This window comes from Rhizobium sp. Root274 (genome assembly GCF_001429245.1).
Classification (GTDB): Bacteria; Pseudomonadota; Alphaproteobacteria; order Rhizobiales; family Rhizobiaceae; genus Allorhizobium.
The window spans coordinates 613,960-628,911 of sequence record NZ_LMJE01000001.1 but is presented as its reverse complement, the minus strand read 5'-3'; the positions used below and the strand labels follow the sequence as shown (position 1 = coordinate 628,911).

Here is a 14,952-nt window from a genome sequence, read left to right as displayed (position 1 = left end):
ACCTCGTTGCTCCGCCGGTTACTGCCGCTATGATGACCAAGCGGATGGATCGGAGCGGGATACGGCATGGATGTTTTCATTTCGGTTGAACCACCCGACCAGCCCGCCATCGCGGCCCTGCTGCAGCTGTCCGACGCTATCGCCGCACGCCTCTATCCCGGCGCCTTCCGGCAAGCCTTGAACCCCGCCACCCTGTCGCGCCCCGACATCACCCTCTTCGTCGCCCGCGACAAGGCTGGGCAAGCCCTCGGCTGCGCTGCCCTCCTCGATCTCGGCGATGGCACGGGTGAACTCAAGCGCATGATCGTCGATCCCGAGCATGCCGGGCAGGGCGTCGGCCGCCAGCTCGTCACCGCCATTCTCCAGTCCGCCCGGCAGCGCAATCTCCGCGCCGTCCTGCTCGAAGTCGGCATCCGCAATGTCGAGGCGCGCCGCCTTTATGCGCGCGCCGGCTTCCGGGATCGCGGCCCTTTTGGCCGTTACGAACAGACCCCGATCGCAACCTTCATGGAAATCGCCCTGGACGAGCCCGCCGGCTGAGGCCGGTCGCCACCATTTGTCGCGGGCGGCAAAGGGCCTCCTTTTCATCGCATTTCAGAGGCTCTATGCCGGACCAACCGCCGATCTTCCCAAAAGCTTCCAGGAGTGCGCGCCCATGTCCGACCACGCGATGTCCCGTCCAGCGACCCAGTTTCTTCCCGCCACGATGCGGTATGTCGATCTCCCCGCCCATGGCGCGCCCGAGGTGATGCGGCTTGCGACGGGCCCGATCCCCCGGCCACGCCCTGGCGAAATTCTCGTCCGGGTCGAGGCGGCGGGCGTCAACCGGCCGGATGTCGCCCAGCGCCAGGGCACCTATCCGCCGCCGAAGGATGCAAGCCCCGTGCTTGGCCTTGAAATCGCGGGCGAGGTGGTCGACCTCGGCGACGGCGTGACCGACTTCCAGATCTGCGACCATGTCTGCGCGCTCGCCAATGGCGGCGGTTATGCCGAATATTGCACGGTTCCCGCCACCCAGGCGCTGAGCGTCCCCAAGGGCTATGACGCCGTGAAGGCGGCAGCTTTGCCGGAAACCTTTTTCACCGTCTGGGCCAATCTCTTCCAGATGGCGGGCCTGACCGAAGGCGAAACCGTGCTCATCCATGGCGGGTCCTCCGGCATCGGCACCACCGCCATCCAGCTGGCAAAAGCCTTTGGCGCAACCGTCTACACGACCGCAGGCTCGGCGGAAAAATGCGCCGCCTGCATGGATCTGGGCGCAGCGCGTGCGATCAACTACAAGGCCGAGGATTTCGTCGAGATCGTTAAAGAAGAAACCGGCGGCAAGGGCGTCGACGTCATCCTCGACATGATCGGCGCCGCCTATTTCGACCGCAACCTGCAGATCCTCGCGAAAGACGGCTGCCTCTCCATCATCGCCTTCCTCGGCGGCTCGACCGTCGAAAAAGCGAACCTCGCCCCGATCATGGTCAAGCGCCTCACTGTCACCGGCTCCACCATGCGCCCGCGCACAGCGGAGGAGAAGCGGGCCATCCGCGACGAATTGATGGCGGAAGTCTGGCCGCTGATCGAAGGCGGCGAAGTCGCCCCGGTCATCCACGCCGTTCTGCCGTTCGAGGACGTGGTCGAGGCACACCGGCTGATGGAAAGCTCGGCTCATATCGGCAAGATTGTGCTGAAGATGGGGTGAAGGCGCGCGACGCTCGTGATAGTCAGCAGCGTCACGAGCGGTCCTCACGCGGCGATGGAAAACCTGCCAAGATCAAGCATTGCTGGGATTTCGCGGTCGATGCCGCCGCCGTTGCGCTTGGCGCGGTAGGAGGCCGTATCGGCTGTCGCCATCATCTGTTCCAGCGTCAGAGAGCCGGAAAGCGCCATGGTATAGCCGAAGCTGATGCCGATGGTGACCTCTTCTGCGGCAATCGGGTAGGGCGCACGCAAGAGATCAACGACCCTGCGCGCCAGAGCGTCGGCATGGTCCGGATCCCGGACATCAGGTTGCAGGATGACGAATTCATCGCCGCCGATCCGAACGGCGATATCAGGCGCGGCAAGGGCGTCGTGCAGCCGCCCGGCAATCCCCTTGAGCAAGGCGTCGCCGACGGCGTGCCCGAAGCGGTCGTTGATGTCCTTGAAACCATCGAGGTCGAAGCAATGCACGCAGGTGAGCACATCGTCAGCCCTGCCAAGGCCCCGATAAGCCTCGCTCAGCGCCGCGCGGTTCAAAAGCCCCGTCAGCGGATCGTGGCGGGCCTGATGCTCCATGTCGAGAAACAGCCGGATTTGCCGGACGGTCGTGCGATAGACATGCAGCATGCTCTGCATCGCCGCCATCAGGAAGATCACACTCAACAGACCGAGTATCAAATGGGCGGTGTCGCCATAAAGCAGGATCGACATTGTCGTCGGCAGGGCTGCAATCAGAAGCGTCGTCGCGGCGATCCAGGGCCGAACCGAGATCCGGACCGTCACCCCGGCGCAGTAGCCGAAGGTCAGCGCTGCCGCGAGCATGTGGACGGACAGGTCCCGGTAGGCGAAGGCAAGAGTGGCGATGGTCCCCACACAGGCCGCAATGAGAAAGATGAAGAGACCCTGCAGCCTCTCCCAGCGCGCGGCATCCGCAACCGTCGAGCGCCTCGTGACGTCCGCGCGCCGATGGGCAAGGGACACGGCGATCTTGGCCATGGAAGCAATGGCGCCGCTAATCGTGGCCATCAGAACAACAGTGCTGCCAAGGCTCTCATAGGCAAACAGCCCAACGGCAAGGATGGTCATCCCCATGATCGTGGTCGGTGTCAGCGTCGAGTGCAGCTCCGATACCAGCGTCTTGAACACTTCGTCGGTTTCTCTGTAGCGCACGCCAGATCCCTCAAGCACATGGTTTGGGACCCGCTGGAGGTCCGGAGCTGTGAGCATATTGATGCCGGGGAATTTAAGATTCGGTCAGGCTGAGCGACAAAATCTAATATTTTGATGGACAACTTGGTTTCGCCGAAAGCCCGGTTTTACGCGTCGTCCCGGTAACGGCGCTCGGCAAGCGCTGGACCGCTGGCCTCAATCCGGCAAAGAAATCCCGATCATCCATGCAGTGCTGCTTTTCAAAGGGTGGAGGCGCAACGGCTGATGGAGAGCCCGGCGCCTGTCGGGTAGATTATGGTGAGGATACCGATGACTCGGATCATGTAGCCATCACGACCTTTTAGGAGTTGTCCATGCAAAACATGAAAAATGGTGATTGGCTGAACAGACCGCCGACGCTCTCGGTTTCAGAGCACGAACTTTGTGTTGTAACCGGACCGAACACCGATTTCTGGCGCGAGACACACTACGGATTTGTCCGCGATAGTGGACATTTCTATGCCTTCGAGGCAACTGACGGCTTCACAGCACAGGTTCGGGTTCAAGCTCAATTCCAGCACCTCTATGACCAAGCGGGCCTCATGGTCCGGGTCGACGAAAGTCGCTGGGTCAAGACAGGCATCGAGTTTTCTGACGGACACGGACTGCTCGGTAGCGTATTGACCGATGGGCTATCGGATTGGGCGACGGGACAGTACGCGGGCGATCCATCGGATTTCTGGGTAAGGGTGACGGTTCAGGCCGGAGTATTGAGAATACAGGCGTCGAGTGATGGCTTGATTTGGCCACTGGTGCGTCTCAGCCCGTTTCCAAAATCAGAACGATACCTTGTCGGCCCGATGTGCTGCACGCCGGAGCGTTCCGGATTGAAGGTGCGGTTTACAGAATGGCTCCTGGGCCCGGCACTGGGAAAAGACCTCCACGACTTAACCTAGTCTTCCCCCAAGGCTCCATAGCTTCGCGTTCAGTATGCCGCCGCTGCATGGCAATTTCGGCTGCATCCTCTCAGCCTTGATTCCGCCCCCTTCTTAAGCGCTTGTTAACGCTTCTGATCGGCTGGAGGTCTTCATGGCGCTTGGCGCTTCGCATCGTTTACAGGATGGCGTCTTAGCCGTCGAAACCATGACCCGTTTTGCGCTGGCCGTTCTGGCGCTCGCCTCCGGCGTCTATACCTATCTTGGGGTGCGCAGCATTCTCGACGGTTCGGCGATGGCGGTTTTCTTTGCCGCCGTGATCTATTCGGCTTCGGTCTCGGTCGCGATCTATGCCTTCTGGTCCTATATGGCGCGCTTTTATCCGCATGTGACGGGCGCTGCCGCCCGTGGTGCGCTGCTCGGCGTCATGGCGCTCGGCTGCGCCATGATCATCGCCATGTCGAGCTGGCTGAATGCGGCGGCCCTTGCCGGTTCCGCGGCGCTGGAGCAGCATCTGGCCGAAACCGTGCAGGATTACACCGCCGACCTCGACAAGGCGCATCAGAACGCGCTCGCCGCCCAAAGCCTGCTGCCTGACATCCAGCGCACCTCGGAGCGCTTTTCAAGGCTTGCCGAAGACGAACGACAGAACGGTGCGCTGACGGGTACCACCGGTTCCGGCAGCGTCGTGCAACTCCTGACCCAGATGTCCGCCCAGCTGAACGAGCTGGAAACCGGCATCACGGCCTCGCGCGAACGCGTCACCACCCTCTTCGATCAGGGCCGGGCCCACCTGGCCACCATGCGCACGCTGGTGTCGGCACCGGGCGCGATCGCCCCGCGCAGCGACGAGTTCTCGGCCGAGGTCGTGGCGCTCTCGGGCGTCATCACCTCGCTGGAACAGACCTCGATTGCCCCTTCCGTCAAGCGCGCGGCCGAGGACCTGTCGCTCGGTTTCATTGCTCCCGTCGCCGATGGTCAGGCGGCTGATCTGGCAAACCGCCAGGACCAGGTGATGCAGACGATCCGCGCCTCGGTCACGGCGCAGTCGCAGGTGCTGTCGCAGGCAGCCGACGATATCCTTTCGCGCGAGCCGGTGGCCGAGCGCCGCTTCGTGCCCCTCTCTTCGGCCGAAGCGGTCTTGCGTTATGCCGCCGATTTCATCCCGGCCTGGGCCGGCGCGATTTCCATCGATCTCTTGCCCGCCGTCCTCGTCTTCATCCTGGCCGTCGTGCATGGCGCCATCCGGCGGCAGGAGGAGCGCATGCCCTTTGCCCAGAGGATCACGGCGGCCGAACTTCTGGAAGCGCTCGAAGTGCAGCGGGCACTCAGCCGCCACGGGATCGATGTCGAACAGGCCCTCCAGGCGGCGGAAGCGGAGGACGAGCGAGACCGGATGGACTCCAACATCACCAGCCTCGACACGTCAGTGAAGACGCCGCGCAAAGGGCCGCCCGCGTGAGACCCGAAGCACTCTTCCCGCGCCTGAAGCATGCGTTTCTGAGCGCCGACGACGGCCTTCTGATGCGCGGCGCCTTCTTTGGCCTTCTGGTCGCAGCCGCCGCCTTCCTCTTCGTGGACGTCAGAGAACTGAGCCTCGCCAACACAGCACTGCCGGGCCACGATCCGATGACGACGGATGCGCCGGTTCTGCCGCCGGCCTTGACGGATGGCGTGCCCCAGGCGCCGCCGGTTACGCCGGAAAGCTCGCCAGAGGCGCTGCGCCAGCCCATGCGCTTCGACCTGCAACCGGGCGGCGTCCTGAAAGCGGAAGGCTCGATCGATCTTGGCGCTGCCGATCGCTTCGCCGAGGAGATTGCAGCGCGCGGCGAATATGTGAAGGCCGTCTCGCTCAATTCCCCTGGCGGCTCGGTCGAGGATGCGCTCGCCATGTCGAAGCTGATCCGCGAAAAGGGGCTGAACACCCGCGTGGCAACCAGGGCGCTCTGCGCCTCGTCCTGCCCCTTGATCTTTGCCGGCGGTGTGGCGCGCGAAGCGGCGGATAATGCCATTCTCGGCGTCCATCAGGTCTTCAATGCCGGCGAAAACAGGCCCTCGCCGGAAGAGGCGATGTCGGACGCCCAGCGCACGACGGCCCGCATTGCCCGCCACCTCGACGAAATGGGTATCGCCGACGGCCTGTGGATCCACGCGCTGGAAACACCGCCGGACCGGCTCTACTACCTGACCCCGGCAGAGATGGCGGAGTTCAACCTGGTGACCAAGCCGGTCGCGACGGCCAAGCAGGCAAAGAAGAAATAGCCTGCCTGGAGCGGCGCGGCCTCCCTAAACTCTGTCGCCTAAACCTTGTCGCCTACGCTTTGTCGACCGGCATCGAGCGCACCGTCAGCTTGTTGCCATCCGGGTCGCGCAGATAGGCGACGAATTGCCCATTGGGTCGCTCCGAGGGCGGGGTCTCAATGGACGTTCCGCCATTTGCCTTTCCTGCCGCATGCCAGGCGCGGACCTGCTCCGCATTCGCCGCCAGAATGCCGATCGTGCCGCCATTGGCCGAGGTCGCCGGCTGGCCGTCGATGGGCGTGGTGATCATCAGGCGACCGCCATTGTGGACATAGATCAGCCGTCCGCGCGCATCCGTCTCGCCCGGCGCGCCGCCCAGCGCCACAAAGGTGGCATCGTAAAAACGTTTCGACCGCGCAAGGTCGTTGCTGCCGATCATGACATGGGTGAACATGGTGTCTCCGGAGAATTCTGGCGCTTCGGCCAGCGATGAATGATGCGAGCTGGCGGTTGCGCCGGCCTTCCGTCAGGCAGAAAGGTTCAACGCGACCGTGCACCCGCACGGGCAAAACCACAAGACCGATCCGAAGTTCCCCAGACCTTGGACATGCCGAACAGGTGGCGGGCGGTCTTTGCCTCACGACACGCTCAGATGCCGGATCCATCCAGTTCCGCCTCGTCCTCGCCCTCCCAGGCCGGTGGCCGAACCATCCTGTCCGGATCGGCGCCGGGCAGCGGCATCCAGCATTTCAGCTCCGGCTCGGCATATTCGATGATCACGCCCGGCGTCGAATCCGACGAGCGCCAGCCATCGCTGCCAAACCGGTCGCCATCCGACCAGTAGACGAGATCGACAGCGCCCGGCCCCTGTTCGGACGCGCGAATGGTCACAAGAATACGGCTGCCGTCCCTCGGCGCGGACCGCATGCTCCGCCAGCGGATGAGGTCGTCCATGATGTGCTCCTCCCGTTTAAGGCGCAGTCTCTTCTCCGCCGGCCAGCCGGTCAATATGCAGTCTTGGCGCGCTTCCTGGCGTCACCCGAAACTGTCATCGGTCCAGATCAAAGGATGCCGTCGCGCATTGTAGACGCGGAGCACCCACAGCACGTTCCCGCGAACCGTATAGGGCAGAATGAAACCGTAGCGTGGCTCGATAGCCTCGCGAATATCGGGACGCGCCGTGGGTCTGCCACTCTGTGGCTGATCCTGAATGCGCAGCAAGGCCGCTCGGATGGCAGAGACCACGTGCCTGTGGCCGGACGGCGAGCGTGGCATCAGCCAGTCTCGCAGTTCCTCAAGGTCACGCACAGCATCAGGCGTAAAACGCAGCTTCATGGGAAGCTTCAGGTCGCCCTGGGCGGAGGAGCTCCTGGCTCGTCACCCCAGCGCTCCATCCACGCCAGTACGTCGTCACCGTCGTGCCCTTGGTCACTGTCCACGTCTGCAAGTGCCCGCTCCATATCGGCCTGCCAGCGCGCGCGGCCGTCGACATAGGCTACGACGGCGCGGGTGATGATGTCTTCTTGGCTTTGCCCGGTCTGACGCGACAGCGTCTCGACAGCACCGCTTATCGCATCCGGTAACATAATTTCGAGCTTCGTCATATTTCGTGCCTTGCCGTTTCTGCCCGACGCACCTACCTTACCTCTATCGGCAACGTAACGAAAGGAAGGTGATCCAATGTCTAATGAGATTTCGGTCTGCGTGTGTGACTTTGGAAAGGGTGCGGTTTTGACGGGGCAGCCCTCGGCCTGATCCAGCCTTCCTTCGGGCGGTTACCCCGTCCGGGTCCAGACAAAGGACTAAAGCTCATGGGAGCCACCCTCGCGGGTGGCTCTTTTGATTCCGCGATTTGGGCGCTTAAAACCCGATTGGCCCGAAGCCCGGCACCTTGAGGGCTGGCCGGGCGAGATCCACGCCGGCGACGAGGCCCAAAAAATTCACCTCCAGCCCGCTGCGCGCCCCCACCGAGAAACCGGCAAGACCGCCTAGGCTCACATGCAGGTCGCGGCCATCGGCGTCGAGCGCGTAGAAGGTCCCGTCGCCGAGATAATCGCGCCCCACCGCATCCGAAGGCAGAACAGCGCCGATTTCGGGCACCTGACGCAGCACATGGGCAACAAAGGTGTTCGAATTCGGCCCGGGATAGATCCGGTAGCCTCCCGGCTGGCGGTAAGGATAGGCTTCGATCGCCGCCTCCACCTTGGGGATCAGCCACTCGGCATCAGCACCCTTGATCTCGACCACGAGCCGCGGCCTGTTCGAATACCAAAAGGCGTCGGCCGGATAATTGTTCACCCGGATCGGTGTGCCCCAGCCCACCTTGTCATAGCGGCGATAGGCGCCGTTCTTCTCCTTGGTGACGATCCAGGCATGGCTTGCGATCGCCCCCTTGAAGCCGCCCGTCATCGCCGAGAAGACATAAATCGCGGCCTCCGGGCTGACTTCCTCCCCGCTCAGCATGCCCGTCGAACTCCAGTCGGCATCGCGCCAGCCGCGCGGATGCTCCCGCGTCGCCCAGAGCCCGGCGGAAACCAGCGTCGGCAAAACGAAGACCAGCAGGACGACGACGACGATACGCAGCAGAAATTTCAAGCCCGACCTCGAACAGATTGGCGATGCATGCTTTAACAAGGATCAGACAATCAGGGCAATTTGAGGCAGGTCATGAACAATCCGGTCACGGTCGAAGTCACGCGCGGTCAACTCGTGGAGAGCCGTCATCGCGGCCTGGCGGTCGTCGTCGATGCGGAAGGGCAGGTGGTTTTCTCCGCCGGCGATATCGACGCGGCCGTCTTCCCGCGCTCGGCCTGCAAGGCCATGCAGGCACTGCCGCTCGTGGAAAGCGGCGCAGCTGACGCCCTTGGTTTCGGCAGTCGTGAGCTGGCGCTTGCCTGTGCTTCCCATTCCGGCGAGCCGGAACATGTGGCAACCGCTGCCGCCATGCTGAAAGCGGCAGGCCGCAGCGAGATCGATCTCGAATGCGGCGCCCACTGGTCCTTCGACCAGGCGACCATCATTGCCCAGGCCCGCAGCCTCGACCAACCGTCGGCACTCCACAACAACTGCTCCGGCAAGCATTCCGGCTTCATCTGCACCTGCGCCCATATGGGCGAAGACCCGAAGGGCTATTCGACCTATGATCACCCGTTGCAACAGTCGATCCGGGCGATCATGGAGGACCTGACCGGTGCGGTCCTTGGCCCCGACAATTGCGGCACCGACGGCTGTTCCATCCCGACCTATGCCGTCCCCTTGAAAGGGCTCGCTTATGGCTTTGCCAAACTCGGCATGGGGCAGGGCCTTGCCCCCATCCGCGCCGCAGCCGCCCGCCGCTTGATCGAGGCCTGCATGGCCGAGCCCTTCTATGTCGCCGGCACGAAACGTTTCTGCACCAAGCTGATGCAGGTGGCGCCTGGAAAAATCTTCGCCAAGACCGGCGCCGAAGGCGTCTTCTGCGCGCTCCTCCCGGAGAAGGGCCTGTCTTTCGCCGTCAAGGCCGAGGATGGCGCAACCCGCGCCGCCGAAGCCATGATCGCTGCCCTTCTTGCCCGGCATTTCGAAGCTGACACGGACGAGCATGCAGCCCTGATGCGGCTTGCCAATCACGGCATGCGCAACTGGAACGGCATCGAAGTCGGCCAGGTGCGGGTGACGGACGTGCTGTTCGGCTGAGGCTGAGCGCTCACGCCGGGATCATTTCGGCGCCCGCCGCCCGATAACCGGCGAGAACATCCTCCGGCGCCTCGGCGCCGACGATCAGCCCCGTGACCTCGGAAAGCGGCACGATGCCGAAGGGCGAGACGGCCCCAAGCTTCTCCGCCGTCAACGGGCAGTAAGTCGCAGTGCTGCGCTTGGCGATCTGTCGCTTGATCGCCGCCTCCTCGAAATCCCCGGTTGAGAGCCCCTCTGTGGGGTGCGCGGCAGTGGCGCCGACGAAGAAGGTGTCGGGCCGGATCCGCCCGATTGCCGAGAGGGCGGTCGGTCCCACAGCCACCATCGAATGCTTAAAGAGCCGCCCGCCGATCAGGATCACCTCGACCTGGGCATGACGCTCGAATTCTGCAGCAATCGTCGGCGCATGGGTCACGACCGTCAGCGCCATATCGATGGGGATCTGCCGCGCGATCTCCGCCGTCGTCGTGCCGCCATCGAGAAACACCGTTTGCCCGGGGTTGATCAGCCGGACGCAGGCGGCCGCCAGCCGCCGTTTCTCCTCGGTCGAAAGGTTCTGTCGGGCGGAGAAATCGGGCAGGGGGGCGGCGACCGGCAAGGCTCCCCCATGCACCCTGACCAGCAGCCCCGCCGCCGCCATATCGCGCATGTCGCGGCGGATCGTATCCTCCGACACATCCCACAGCCGCGCCAGTTCCCCCGCCAGCGCCCGCCCGTCGCGCTTCAGCACCTCCAGGATCTCTCTGCGTCTTTGTTCGGTCAGCATGCTTTCGCCGGTTTGTTCACGATATTTCCGGATATTACCGGTTTATATTCGACATTCCAGAAGAATCATGCGGATATGTGCACATTTCCGCATGAGGCGGACGAAAAGGAGTGAGACATGTTGATATTGATTGCCGGTCCCTATCGCTCGGGCACGGGGGATGACTCGGAAAAGATGGCCGCCAACCTTAAGGTGCTGGAAGCGCCGTCCCATGCGTTGTTTCAGGCTGGCCATGTGCCGATGATCGGCGAATGGGTGGCGCTGCCCATCTGGCATGCCGCCGGCGGCAAGGCCGTCGGCGATGATCTCTACGAACAGATCTTCCACCCCGTCGCCGGGCGCCTTCTGGCGCTCTGCGAAGGCGTCCTGCGGCTCCCCGGCGCCTCCAAAGGCGCCGACAACGACGTCCGCATCGCCACCGAACGCGGCATTCCCGTCTGGTATAGGCTGGAGGATGTGCCGGGGTGCGACTGAGGGGAACGGGCGCGCTGCCTGCGGCAATTGAAGAAACTCGGCGTCATGAGTTATTGTCGATCATGACGGGAAAAATCAAATGGCAGGCGGCAAAAACCTGCTGGGCGGAAGAACGCGACGCCCGGCCAATCCCAATTGCGGTACATTTCGAGCGCGAGACCGAGCGGATCGTCGTCGACTTCACCAACGGCGCTGCCTTCCTCGTGCCGGCCCGAGCGCTCGAAGGCCTCCAACAGGCGACGTCGGAGGAAATTGCCGAGGTCGAATTGCTGGGCGAAACCGGTCTTCACTGGGAAAGGCTGGATGTCGACTACACCATCCAAGGCCTCATGGCCGGCATCTTCGGGTCTCGCGCCTTCCTCGAAGCGCAGCGCCGGGGAGGGCAGTCCCGCTCACCTGCCAAGATCGCCGCCAGCCGGGCGAACGGCGCCAAGGGCGGTCGGCCGCGCAAGATTGCGGGCTGAGCGGCGATGGCGTAGCCCCGTCACTCCACCTCGGCCAGCCGCTTCTCCCACATCGCCTTGAAGCCCGGCCGCGCCTGAACATGGGCAAGCCACGCGGCCGTCTTCGGATGCGCGTCGAACAGTGGCTGGTAAGCCTGGGCGTAGCGCACGATCTCGGCAAGGTTGATATCGGCCACCGTGAAGCGTCCGCCGACAGCATAGTCGTTGTGCGAGAAATGCTTTTCCAAGACGCCGAAGGGCCGGGCGAGAATGCGGGCCAGAACCTTGGCTTCCTGCTGGCCGGCTTCGGTGGACAAGCGGCCTTCATTGTTGGCAGTCGAGATCTTCAGCGCGTCCGTCTCGATCGAGGTTGCGGCAAACAGCGACCATTGCAGCATCTGCGCTTCCTCGTGGAGATCGCGCGGGCCCATCGGTCCGCCCTGCTTCTTTGCTACATACAGCGTCTGCGCCAGAGACTCGTTCAATACCAGCCCGTCATCCTCAATGGTCGGAATGCTGCCCATCGGATTAATGGCCAGAAATTCCGGCGAGCGGGTGTTGAGCCTCACGCCCTCGGCCATCGGGTCTTTCAGCTTGTAGGCCTGCAGCACCGGCACCAGCTCGAAAGGCACGCCCAGCTCCTCGACCAGCCAGAGAATGCGCGTCGCGCGCGACTTGTAGACGCCGTAGATCTTCAGCATGCCGGTCTCCGTGTGATGTTTGGCCAAGTGATGTTGTGCCAGACGCTATCCCGGCACAGCCGCCCGGAAAAGCCGTGGCGGGTGATGCAACCGATGAAATTCTCTGATGAAAGCGCTCGGTTGACAGGATCTCCCGTCTGGCCTTATCGGTTGGGCCATGGGTCCGCAGTTCACCCAGGCGTCACCGCCCCGACAAGGGGAGCTAAACCTGCCTCTCTTCTTCATCGACGTCAGCTCGTTTCCCCGTGCCCCGTCGGAAGTCGGTGACCACCGGCCTTGATGGCTGCCTTCCAGCGCCAGGGTACGACTTGGAGATGATGAGATGTCGAGGACGACCCATGCCTATGCCGCGCCCGATCTGTCGGCGCTGGCCAAATCCCTGAAGCGCGAACTGGAGGCGCGGGCGGACAAGCCCGGCCATGTCGAGCTTTTGAACATGCTGACCCGCGCGGTCGGCTTTCGCAATTACCAGCATTTCAAGGCCAGTCGCGCCGCGGAAGATCGGCTGGCCCGCCCGGTCGTCACCGAGCCAGAACCACCGGTCGATTTTCGCCGTGTGGAGCTTGCTGCGCGCTGCTTTGCCGGCACAAACGTGCTTGTCCGCTGGCCGGGCAAGCTCAACCAGCAGCAGCTGGCGCTCTGGGTCATGTGGTCTTATCTGCCGGCGGGTGTCGATCTCGGCGAAAAGGACGTGAATGCGGTGCTCATGCGCCACAGCGGTTTCGGCGACCACGTGCTGCTCCGCCGTGAACTGGTCAATATGGGCCTGCTCAGCCGCACCCGCGACTGCCGGCTCTATCGCCGCATCGAAAAGCGTTCGCCACCGGAAGCCCGCGAACTGATCCGCCTGGTCACGGCCGCCGGCAGCCGGAATATTCGCGAGTAACGGATCGGGCGGGGGCGGGGAGGCAGTCCGTCGCCGCCAGCCGCAATCACGGGCAATCAGCCCGCCGCAGCCTGGGGGAGTTCCCGCTCGCTTTCCAGCAGGAAGGCGCTCCAGGCAGAGATGTGATTGTCCTTGCGGAGCAGCGCCTCGATCGCGTCGCTGCTCATCGGCCGGGCGAAGAAATAGCCCTGGCCGGACGCGCAGTCGAGCGACAGCAATTGCTCCGCCTGGCTGCGTTCCTCGATCCCCTCGGCCACCACGACAATCCCCAGCCCGCGCGCAATCTCCAGCAGGCCGCGGATAATCACGGCGCCGGTATTCGCTTCCGAAAGCCGCTTGACGAAGCATTTGTCGATCTTGATGATGTCGATTGGCACGGTCAGTAGATGGGTGAGCGAGGCAAAGCCGGTGCCGAAATCGTCAAGCGCCACCTTGATGCCTGCCTCGCGCAGCGCATGAATTTCGTCCGAGACAACGCTGTCTTTCTGGCTGAGGTAAACCGATTCCGTCACCTCCGCGACGATCATGCTGGGAGAGAGATTGTGCCGGGCGAATGTCTCCGTGAGCCTGCGCGTCAGTCCGCCGCGGTAAAAATCGGCCGCCGTGAGATTGAAGCCGACACGGGAGAAGCCGAGGCCCATCGCATTCCAGCGGCCGCAGTCGGATGCGATCCGCTCCAGCATACGATCGGTGATGTCCAGGCCGACATGGGCATCCTTCATCGCCTCCATGAAACGCGCTGCCGGAAGGATCTCTCCCTCGCGCGTCGTCATGCGGCAGAGCGATTCCAGGCCCATGATCCGTCCGGTCGCAAGCTCCACCACGGGCTGGTAATGCGCGCTGATACGATCCTCGCGCAGCGCGAGCCCCACCTCCTGAACCGCACGGAATCGCTCGACGATGGAGGTACCGAGACCAGGGGTGTATTGCACATAGCGCCCGCGTGCCCGTTCCTTGGCATGATAGAGCGCGTAATCGGCGTTCTGCCGAACCTGATCCGGCCCTTCGCCGGCAACGATCACCGCACCGCCCATGGTGACCGCCGGATAGATCAGGTGCCCGCCGCAATCGGCCGTCTCCTTGATCAGGGCAATCAGCCTTGCGGCGAGATCGGCAGGCCGCAAGGTATCGATGCAGGGAATGATCACGGCGAATTCGTCGCCACCGAGGCGGAAGGCCATGCCCTCAGGCGCCGTTTCGGCAATCCGGTGTGCCACCACGCGGATCAGGTCGTCTCCGGCTCCGTGACCGAAGGTATCGTTGACCATCTTCAGATTGTCGAGGTCGAGCAGCAACAGGCTCCAGACCTGCGGCCGCTGCGCGACTTCGCCAAGCACGGTGTTGAACCGGCTGCGGTTTGGCAGGCCGGTCAGCCCGTCCGTCTCTGCCATGCGCTTGCGGTCGGCGATGCGCTGGTCGCGCTCCATGGCGATGGCGCAGAGGTGTACGCAGGCCTGAACGATCGCCTTCTCGGCGTCGGAAGGGCCACGCGCAACCCGGTAATAGAAGGCAAACGTGCCAAGCACCTTGCCGGAGGCCACGATCGGTGTCGACCAGCAGGCCTTCAGTCCGAGCGGCAGTGCCAGCCCCTTGTAGGGCTGCCAATAGGGATGGGTTTCGATGTCCTCGACCTGCACCGGCCGGCCGATGAACGCGGCCGTGCCGCAGGACCCCACGCCCGGCCCGATCTGGATACCGTCGATGGCATCGGTGTATTCGAGCGGCAACGATGGCCCTGCCAGATGGCGCAGGCGGTGATCCTCGTCGAGCAGCAACACAGAACAGACGACGTCCTGTGCGAGCGCCTCCACCTCCCGGCAGAGATAGTCGATCGTCTCCGCCAGCGATTGACCCGTGGCGATCTTCTCGAGGATGGTGTTCTGCAATTGCAACAGCATGGCGACCGCACAAGGTTCATTTCGGTCATTAAGCCATGGATCGCTTAATCGTCACTTACGAAGATCCTGCAATTCTAATATTGGTTCTTATCGCG

The 14,952-nt window shown here is 63.3% G+C and carries 18 protein-coding genes; 9 read left to right on the top strand and 9 right to left on the bottom strand.

Features of this window, described 5'->3' with window-relative positions:
- Positions 1-66: 66 nt before the first annotated feature.
- Positions 67-540, top strand: coding sequence for a GNAT family N-acetyltransferase (locus ASE36_RS03270; protein ID WP_062275537.1), 474 nt, complete (start codon positions 67-69; stop codon positions 538-540).
- A gap of 115 nt (positions 541-655) precedes the next feature.
- Positions 656-1,690, top strand: coding sequence for an NAD(P)H-quinone oxidoreductase (locus ASE36_RS03265; RefSeq protein ID WP_082510929.1), 1,035 nt, complete (start codon positions 656-658; stop codon positions 1,688-1,690).
- A 44-nt stretch (positions 1,691-1,734) separates the two neighbouring features.
- Here ASE36_RS03265 and ASE36_RS03260 read toward each other — a convergent pair whose 3' ends face one another.
- A complete protein-coding gene (locus ASE36_RS03260; protein WP_062275534.1) occupies positions 1,735-2,859 on the bottom strand; it encodes a GGDEF domain-containing protein in 1,125 nt (374 codons plus the stop codon).
- Positions 2,860-3,212: 353 nt separating this feature from the next.
- On the opposite strand from ASE36_RS03260, the gene ASE36_RS03255 reads away from it, so the two are divergent.
- From ASE36_RS03255 to ASE36_RS03245, 3 genes are all read left to right on the top strand, one after another.
- Positions 3,213-3,794 carry a DUF1349 domain-containing protein gene (locus tag ASE36_RS03255; RefSeq protein ID WP_062275532.1) on the top strand — a complete coding sequence of 194 codons (582 nt, stop codon included), beginning with the start codon at positions 3,213-3,215 and terminating at the stop codon, positions 3,792-3,794.
- Between the two features lie 133 nt (positions 3,795-3,927).
- Entirely contained in the window at positions 3,928-5,235 is a 1,308-nt protein-coding gene (locus ASE36_RS03250) for a hypothetical protein (protein ID WP_062275530.1), read from the top strand.
- Between the two features lie 62 nt (positions 5,236-5,297).
- A complete protein-coding gene (locus tag ASE36_RS03245; RefSeq protein ID WP_062277943.1) occupies positions 5,298-6,035 on the top strand; it encodes a hypothetical protein in 738 nt (245 codons plus the stop codon).
- A gap of 52 nt (positions 6,036-6,087) precedes the next feature.
- Here ASE36_RS03245 and ASE36_RS03240 read toward each other — a convergent pair whose 3' ends face one another.
- From ASE36_RS03240 to ASE36_RS03220, 5 genes are all read right to left on the bottom strand, one after another.
- Positions 6,088-6,468: a VOC family protein gene (locus tag ASE36_RS03240; protein ID WP_062275528.1), complete on the bottom strand. Its 381-nt coding sequence runs from the start codon at positions 6,466-6,468 to the stop codon at positions 6,088-6,090.
- Positions 6,469-6,662: 194 nt separating this feature from the next.
- Entirely contained in the window at positions 6,663-6,968 is a 306-nt protein-coding gene (locus tag ASE36_RS03235; protein WP_062275526.1) for a hypothetical protein, read from the bottom strand.
- Positions 6,969-7,049: 81 nt separating this feature from the next.
- The gene (locus ASE36_RS03230; RefSeq protein ID WP_062275524.1) at positions 7,050-7,349 is read right to left on the bottom strand and encodes a type II toxin-antitoxin system RelE/ParE family toxin; all 300 of its coding nucleotides are present in this window, start codon (positions 7,347-7,349) and stop codon (positions 7,050-7,052) included.
- Between the two features lie 8 nt (positions 7,350-7,357).
- Positions 7,358-7,618: a hypothetical protein gene (locus ASE36_RS03225; protein WP_062275522.1), complete on the bottom strand. Its 261-nt coding sequence runs from the start codon at positions 7,616-7,618 to the stop codon at positions 7,358-7,360.
- A gap of 256 nt (positions 7,619-7,874) precedes the next feature.
- The gene (locus tag ASE36_RS03220; protein WP_062275520.1) at positions 7,875-8,609 is read right to left on the bottom strand and encodes a DUF3750 domain-containing protein; all 735 of its coding nucleotides are present in this window, start codon (positions 8,607-8,609) and stop codon (positions 7,875-7,877) included.
- Positions 8,610-8,681: 72 nt separating this feature from the next.
- Here ASE36_RS03220 and ASE36_RS03215 point away from each other — a divergent pair, with 72 nt between their 5' ends.
- Complete coding sequence (locus ASE36_RS03215; RefSeq protein ID WP_062275518.1) at positions 8,682-9,689, top strand: asparaginase; 1,008 nt, start codon at positions 8,682-8,684, stop codon at positions 9,687-9,689.
- Between the two features lie 10 nt (positions 9,690-9,699).
- Here ASE36_RS03215 and ASE36_RS03210 read toward each other — a convergent pair whose 3' ends face one another.
- A complete protein-coding gene (locus ASE36_RS03210; protein WP_062275516.1) occupies positions 9,700-10,455 on the bottom strand; it encodes a DeoR/GlpR family DNA-binding transcription regulator in 756 nt (251 codons plus the stop codon).
- 117 nt (positions 10,456-10,572) lie between these two features.
- Between ASE36_RS03210 and ASE36_RS03205 the strand changes: the two genes are divergently transcribed.
- Positions 10,573-10,929, top strand: a complete 357-nt coding sequence (locus tag ASE36_RS03205; protein ID WP_062275514.1) for a hypothetical protein — start codon at positions 10,573-10,575, stop codon at positions 10,927-10,929.
- A 62-nt stretch (positions 10,930-10,991) separates the two neighbouring features.
- On the top strand, positions 10,992-11,393 hold the full coding sequence (locus tag ASE36_RS03200) for a DUF2442 domain-containing protein (RefSeq protein WP_062275512.1): 402 nt from the start codon (positions 10,992-10,994) through the stop codon (positions 11,391-11,393).
- Positions 11,394-11,413: 20 nt separating this feature from the next.
- On the opposite strand, the gene ASE36_RS03195 is transcribed toward ASE36_RS03200, so the two are convergent.
- Entirely contained in the window at positions 11,414-12,073 is a 660-nt protein-coding gene (locus tag ASE36_RS03195) for a glutathione S-transferase family protein (RefSeq protein WP_062275510.1), read from the bottom strand.
- 322 nt (positions 12,074-12,395) lie between these two features.
- Here ASE36_RS03195 and ASE36_RS03190 point away from each other — a divergent pair, with 322 nt between their 5' ends.
- Entirely contained in the window at positions 12,396-12,959 is a 564-nt protein-coding gene (locus ASE36_RS03190) for a DUF2087 domain-containing protein (protein ID WP_062275508.1), read from the top strand.
- 56 nt (positions 12,960-13,015) lie between these two features.
- Here the strand turns inward: ASE36_RS03190 and ASE36_RS03185 are convergent, their stop codons facing one another.
- Complete coding sequence (locus tag ASE36_RS03185) at positions 13,016-14,857, bottom strand: putative bifunctional diguanylate cyclase/phosphodiesterase (RefSeq protein ID WP_062275507.1); 1,842 nt, start codon at positions 14,855-14,857, stop codon at positions 13,016-13,018.
- Between the last annotated feature and the right edge of the window lie 95 nt (positions 14,858-14,952).

Excerpts from the sequence above, each read along its gene's own strand:
- ASE36_RS03185 (WP_062275507.1), bottom strand. The coding sequence starts at position 14,857 with ATGCTGTTGCAATTGCAGAACACCATCCTCGAGAAGATCGCCACGGGT.
- ASE36_RS03190 (WP_062275508.1), top strand. The coding sequence starts at position 12,396 with ATGTCGAGGACGACCCATGCCTATGCCGCGCCCGATCTGTCGGCGCTG.
- ASE36_RS03255 (WP_062275532.1), top strand. The coding sequence starts at position 3,213 with ATGCAAAACATGAAAAATGGTGATTGGCTGAACAGACCGCCGACGCTC.
- ASE36_RS03265 (WP_082510929.1), top strand. The coding sequence starts at position 656 with ATGTCCGACCACGCGATGTCCCGTCCAGCGACCCAGTTTCTTCCCGCC.
- ASE36_RS03235 (WP_062275526.1), bottom strand. The coding sequence starts at position 6,968 with ATGGACGACCTCATCCGCTGGCGGAGCATGCGGTCCGCGCCGAGGGAC.
- ASE36_RS03240 (WP_062275528.1), bottom strand. The coding sequence starts at position 6,468 with ATGTTCACCCATGTCATGATCGGCAGCAACGACCTTGCGCGGTCGAAA.
- ASE36_RS03230 (WP_062275524.1), bottom strand. The coding sequence starts at position 7,349 with ATGAAGCTGCGTTTTACGCCTGATGCTGTGCGTGACCTTGAGGAACTG.
- ASE36_RS03250 (WP_062275530.1), top strand. The coding sequence starts at position 3,928 with ATGGCGCTTGGCGCTTCGCATCGTTTACAGGATGGCGTCTTAGCCGTC.
- ASE36_RS03215 (WP_062275518.1), top strand. The coding sequence starts at position 8,682 with ATGAACAATCCGGTCACGGTCGAAGTCACGCGCGGTCAACTCGTGGAG.
- ASE36_RS03225 (WP_062275522.1), bottom strand. The coding sequence starts at position 7,618 with ATGACGAAGCTCGAAATTATGTTACCGGATGCGATAAGCGGTGCTGTC.
- ASE36_RS03195 (WP_062275510.1), bottom strand. The coding sequence starts at position 12,073 with ATGCTGAAGATCTACGGCGTCTACAAGTCGCGCGCGACGCGCATTCTC.
- ASE36_RS03245 (WP_062277943.1), top strand. The coding sequence starts at position 5,298 with ATGCGCGGCGCCTTCTTTGGCCTTCTGGTCGCAGCCGCCGCCTTCCTC.
- ASE36_RS03200 (WP_062275512.1), top strand. The coding sequence starts at position 10,992 with ATGACGGGAAAAATCAAATGGCAGGCGGCAAAAACCTGCTGGGCGGAA.
- ASE36_RS03270 (WP_062275537.1), top strand. The coding sequence starts at position 67 with ATGGATGTTTTCATTTCGGTTGAACCACCCGACCAGCCCGCCATCGCG.
- ASE36_RS03205 (WP_062275514.1), top strand. The coding sequence starts at position 10,573 with ATGTTGATATTGATTGCCGGTCCCTATCGCTCGGGCACGGGGGATGAC.
- ASE36_RS03210 (WP_062275516.1), bottom strand. The coding sequence starts at position 10,455 with ATGCTGACCGAACAAAGACGCAGAGAGATCCTGGAGGTGCTGAAGCGC.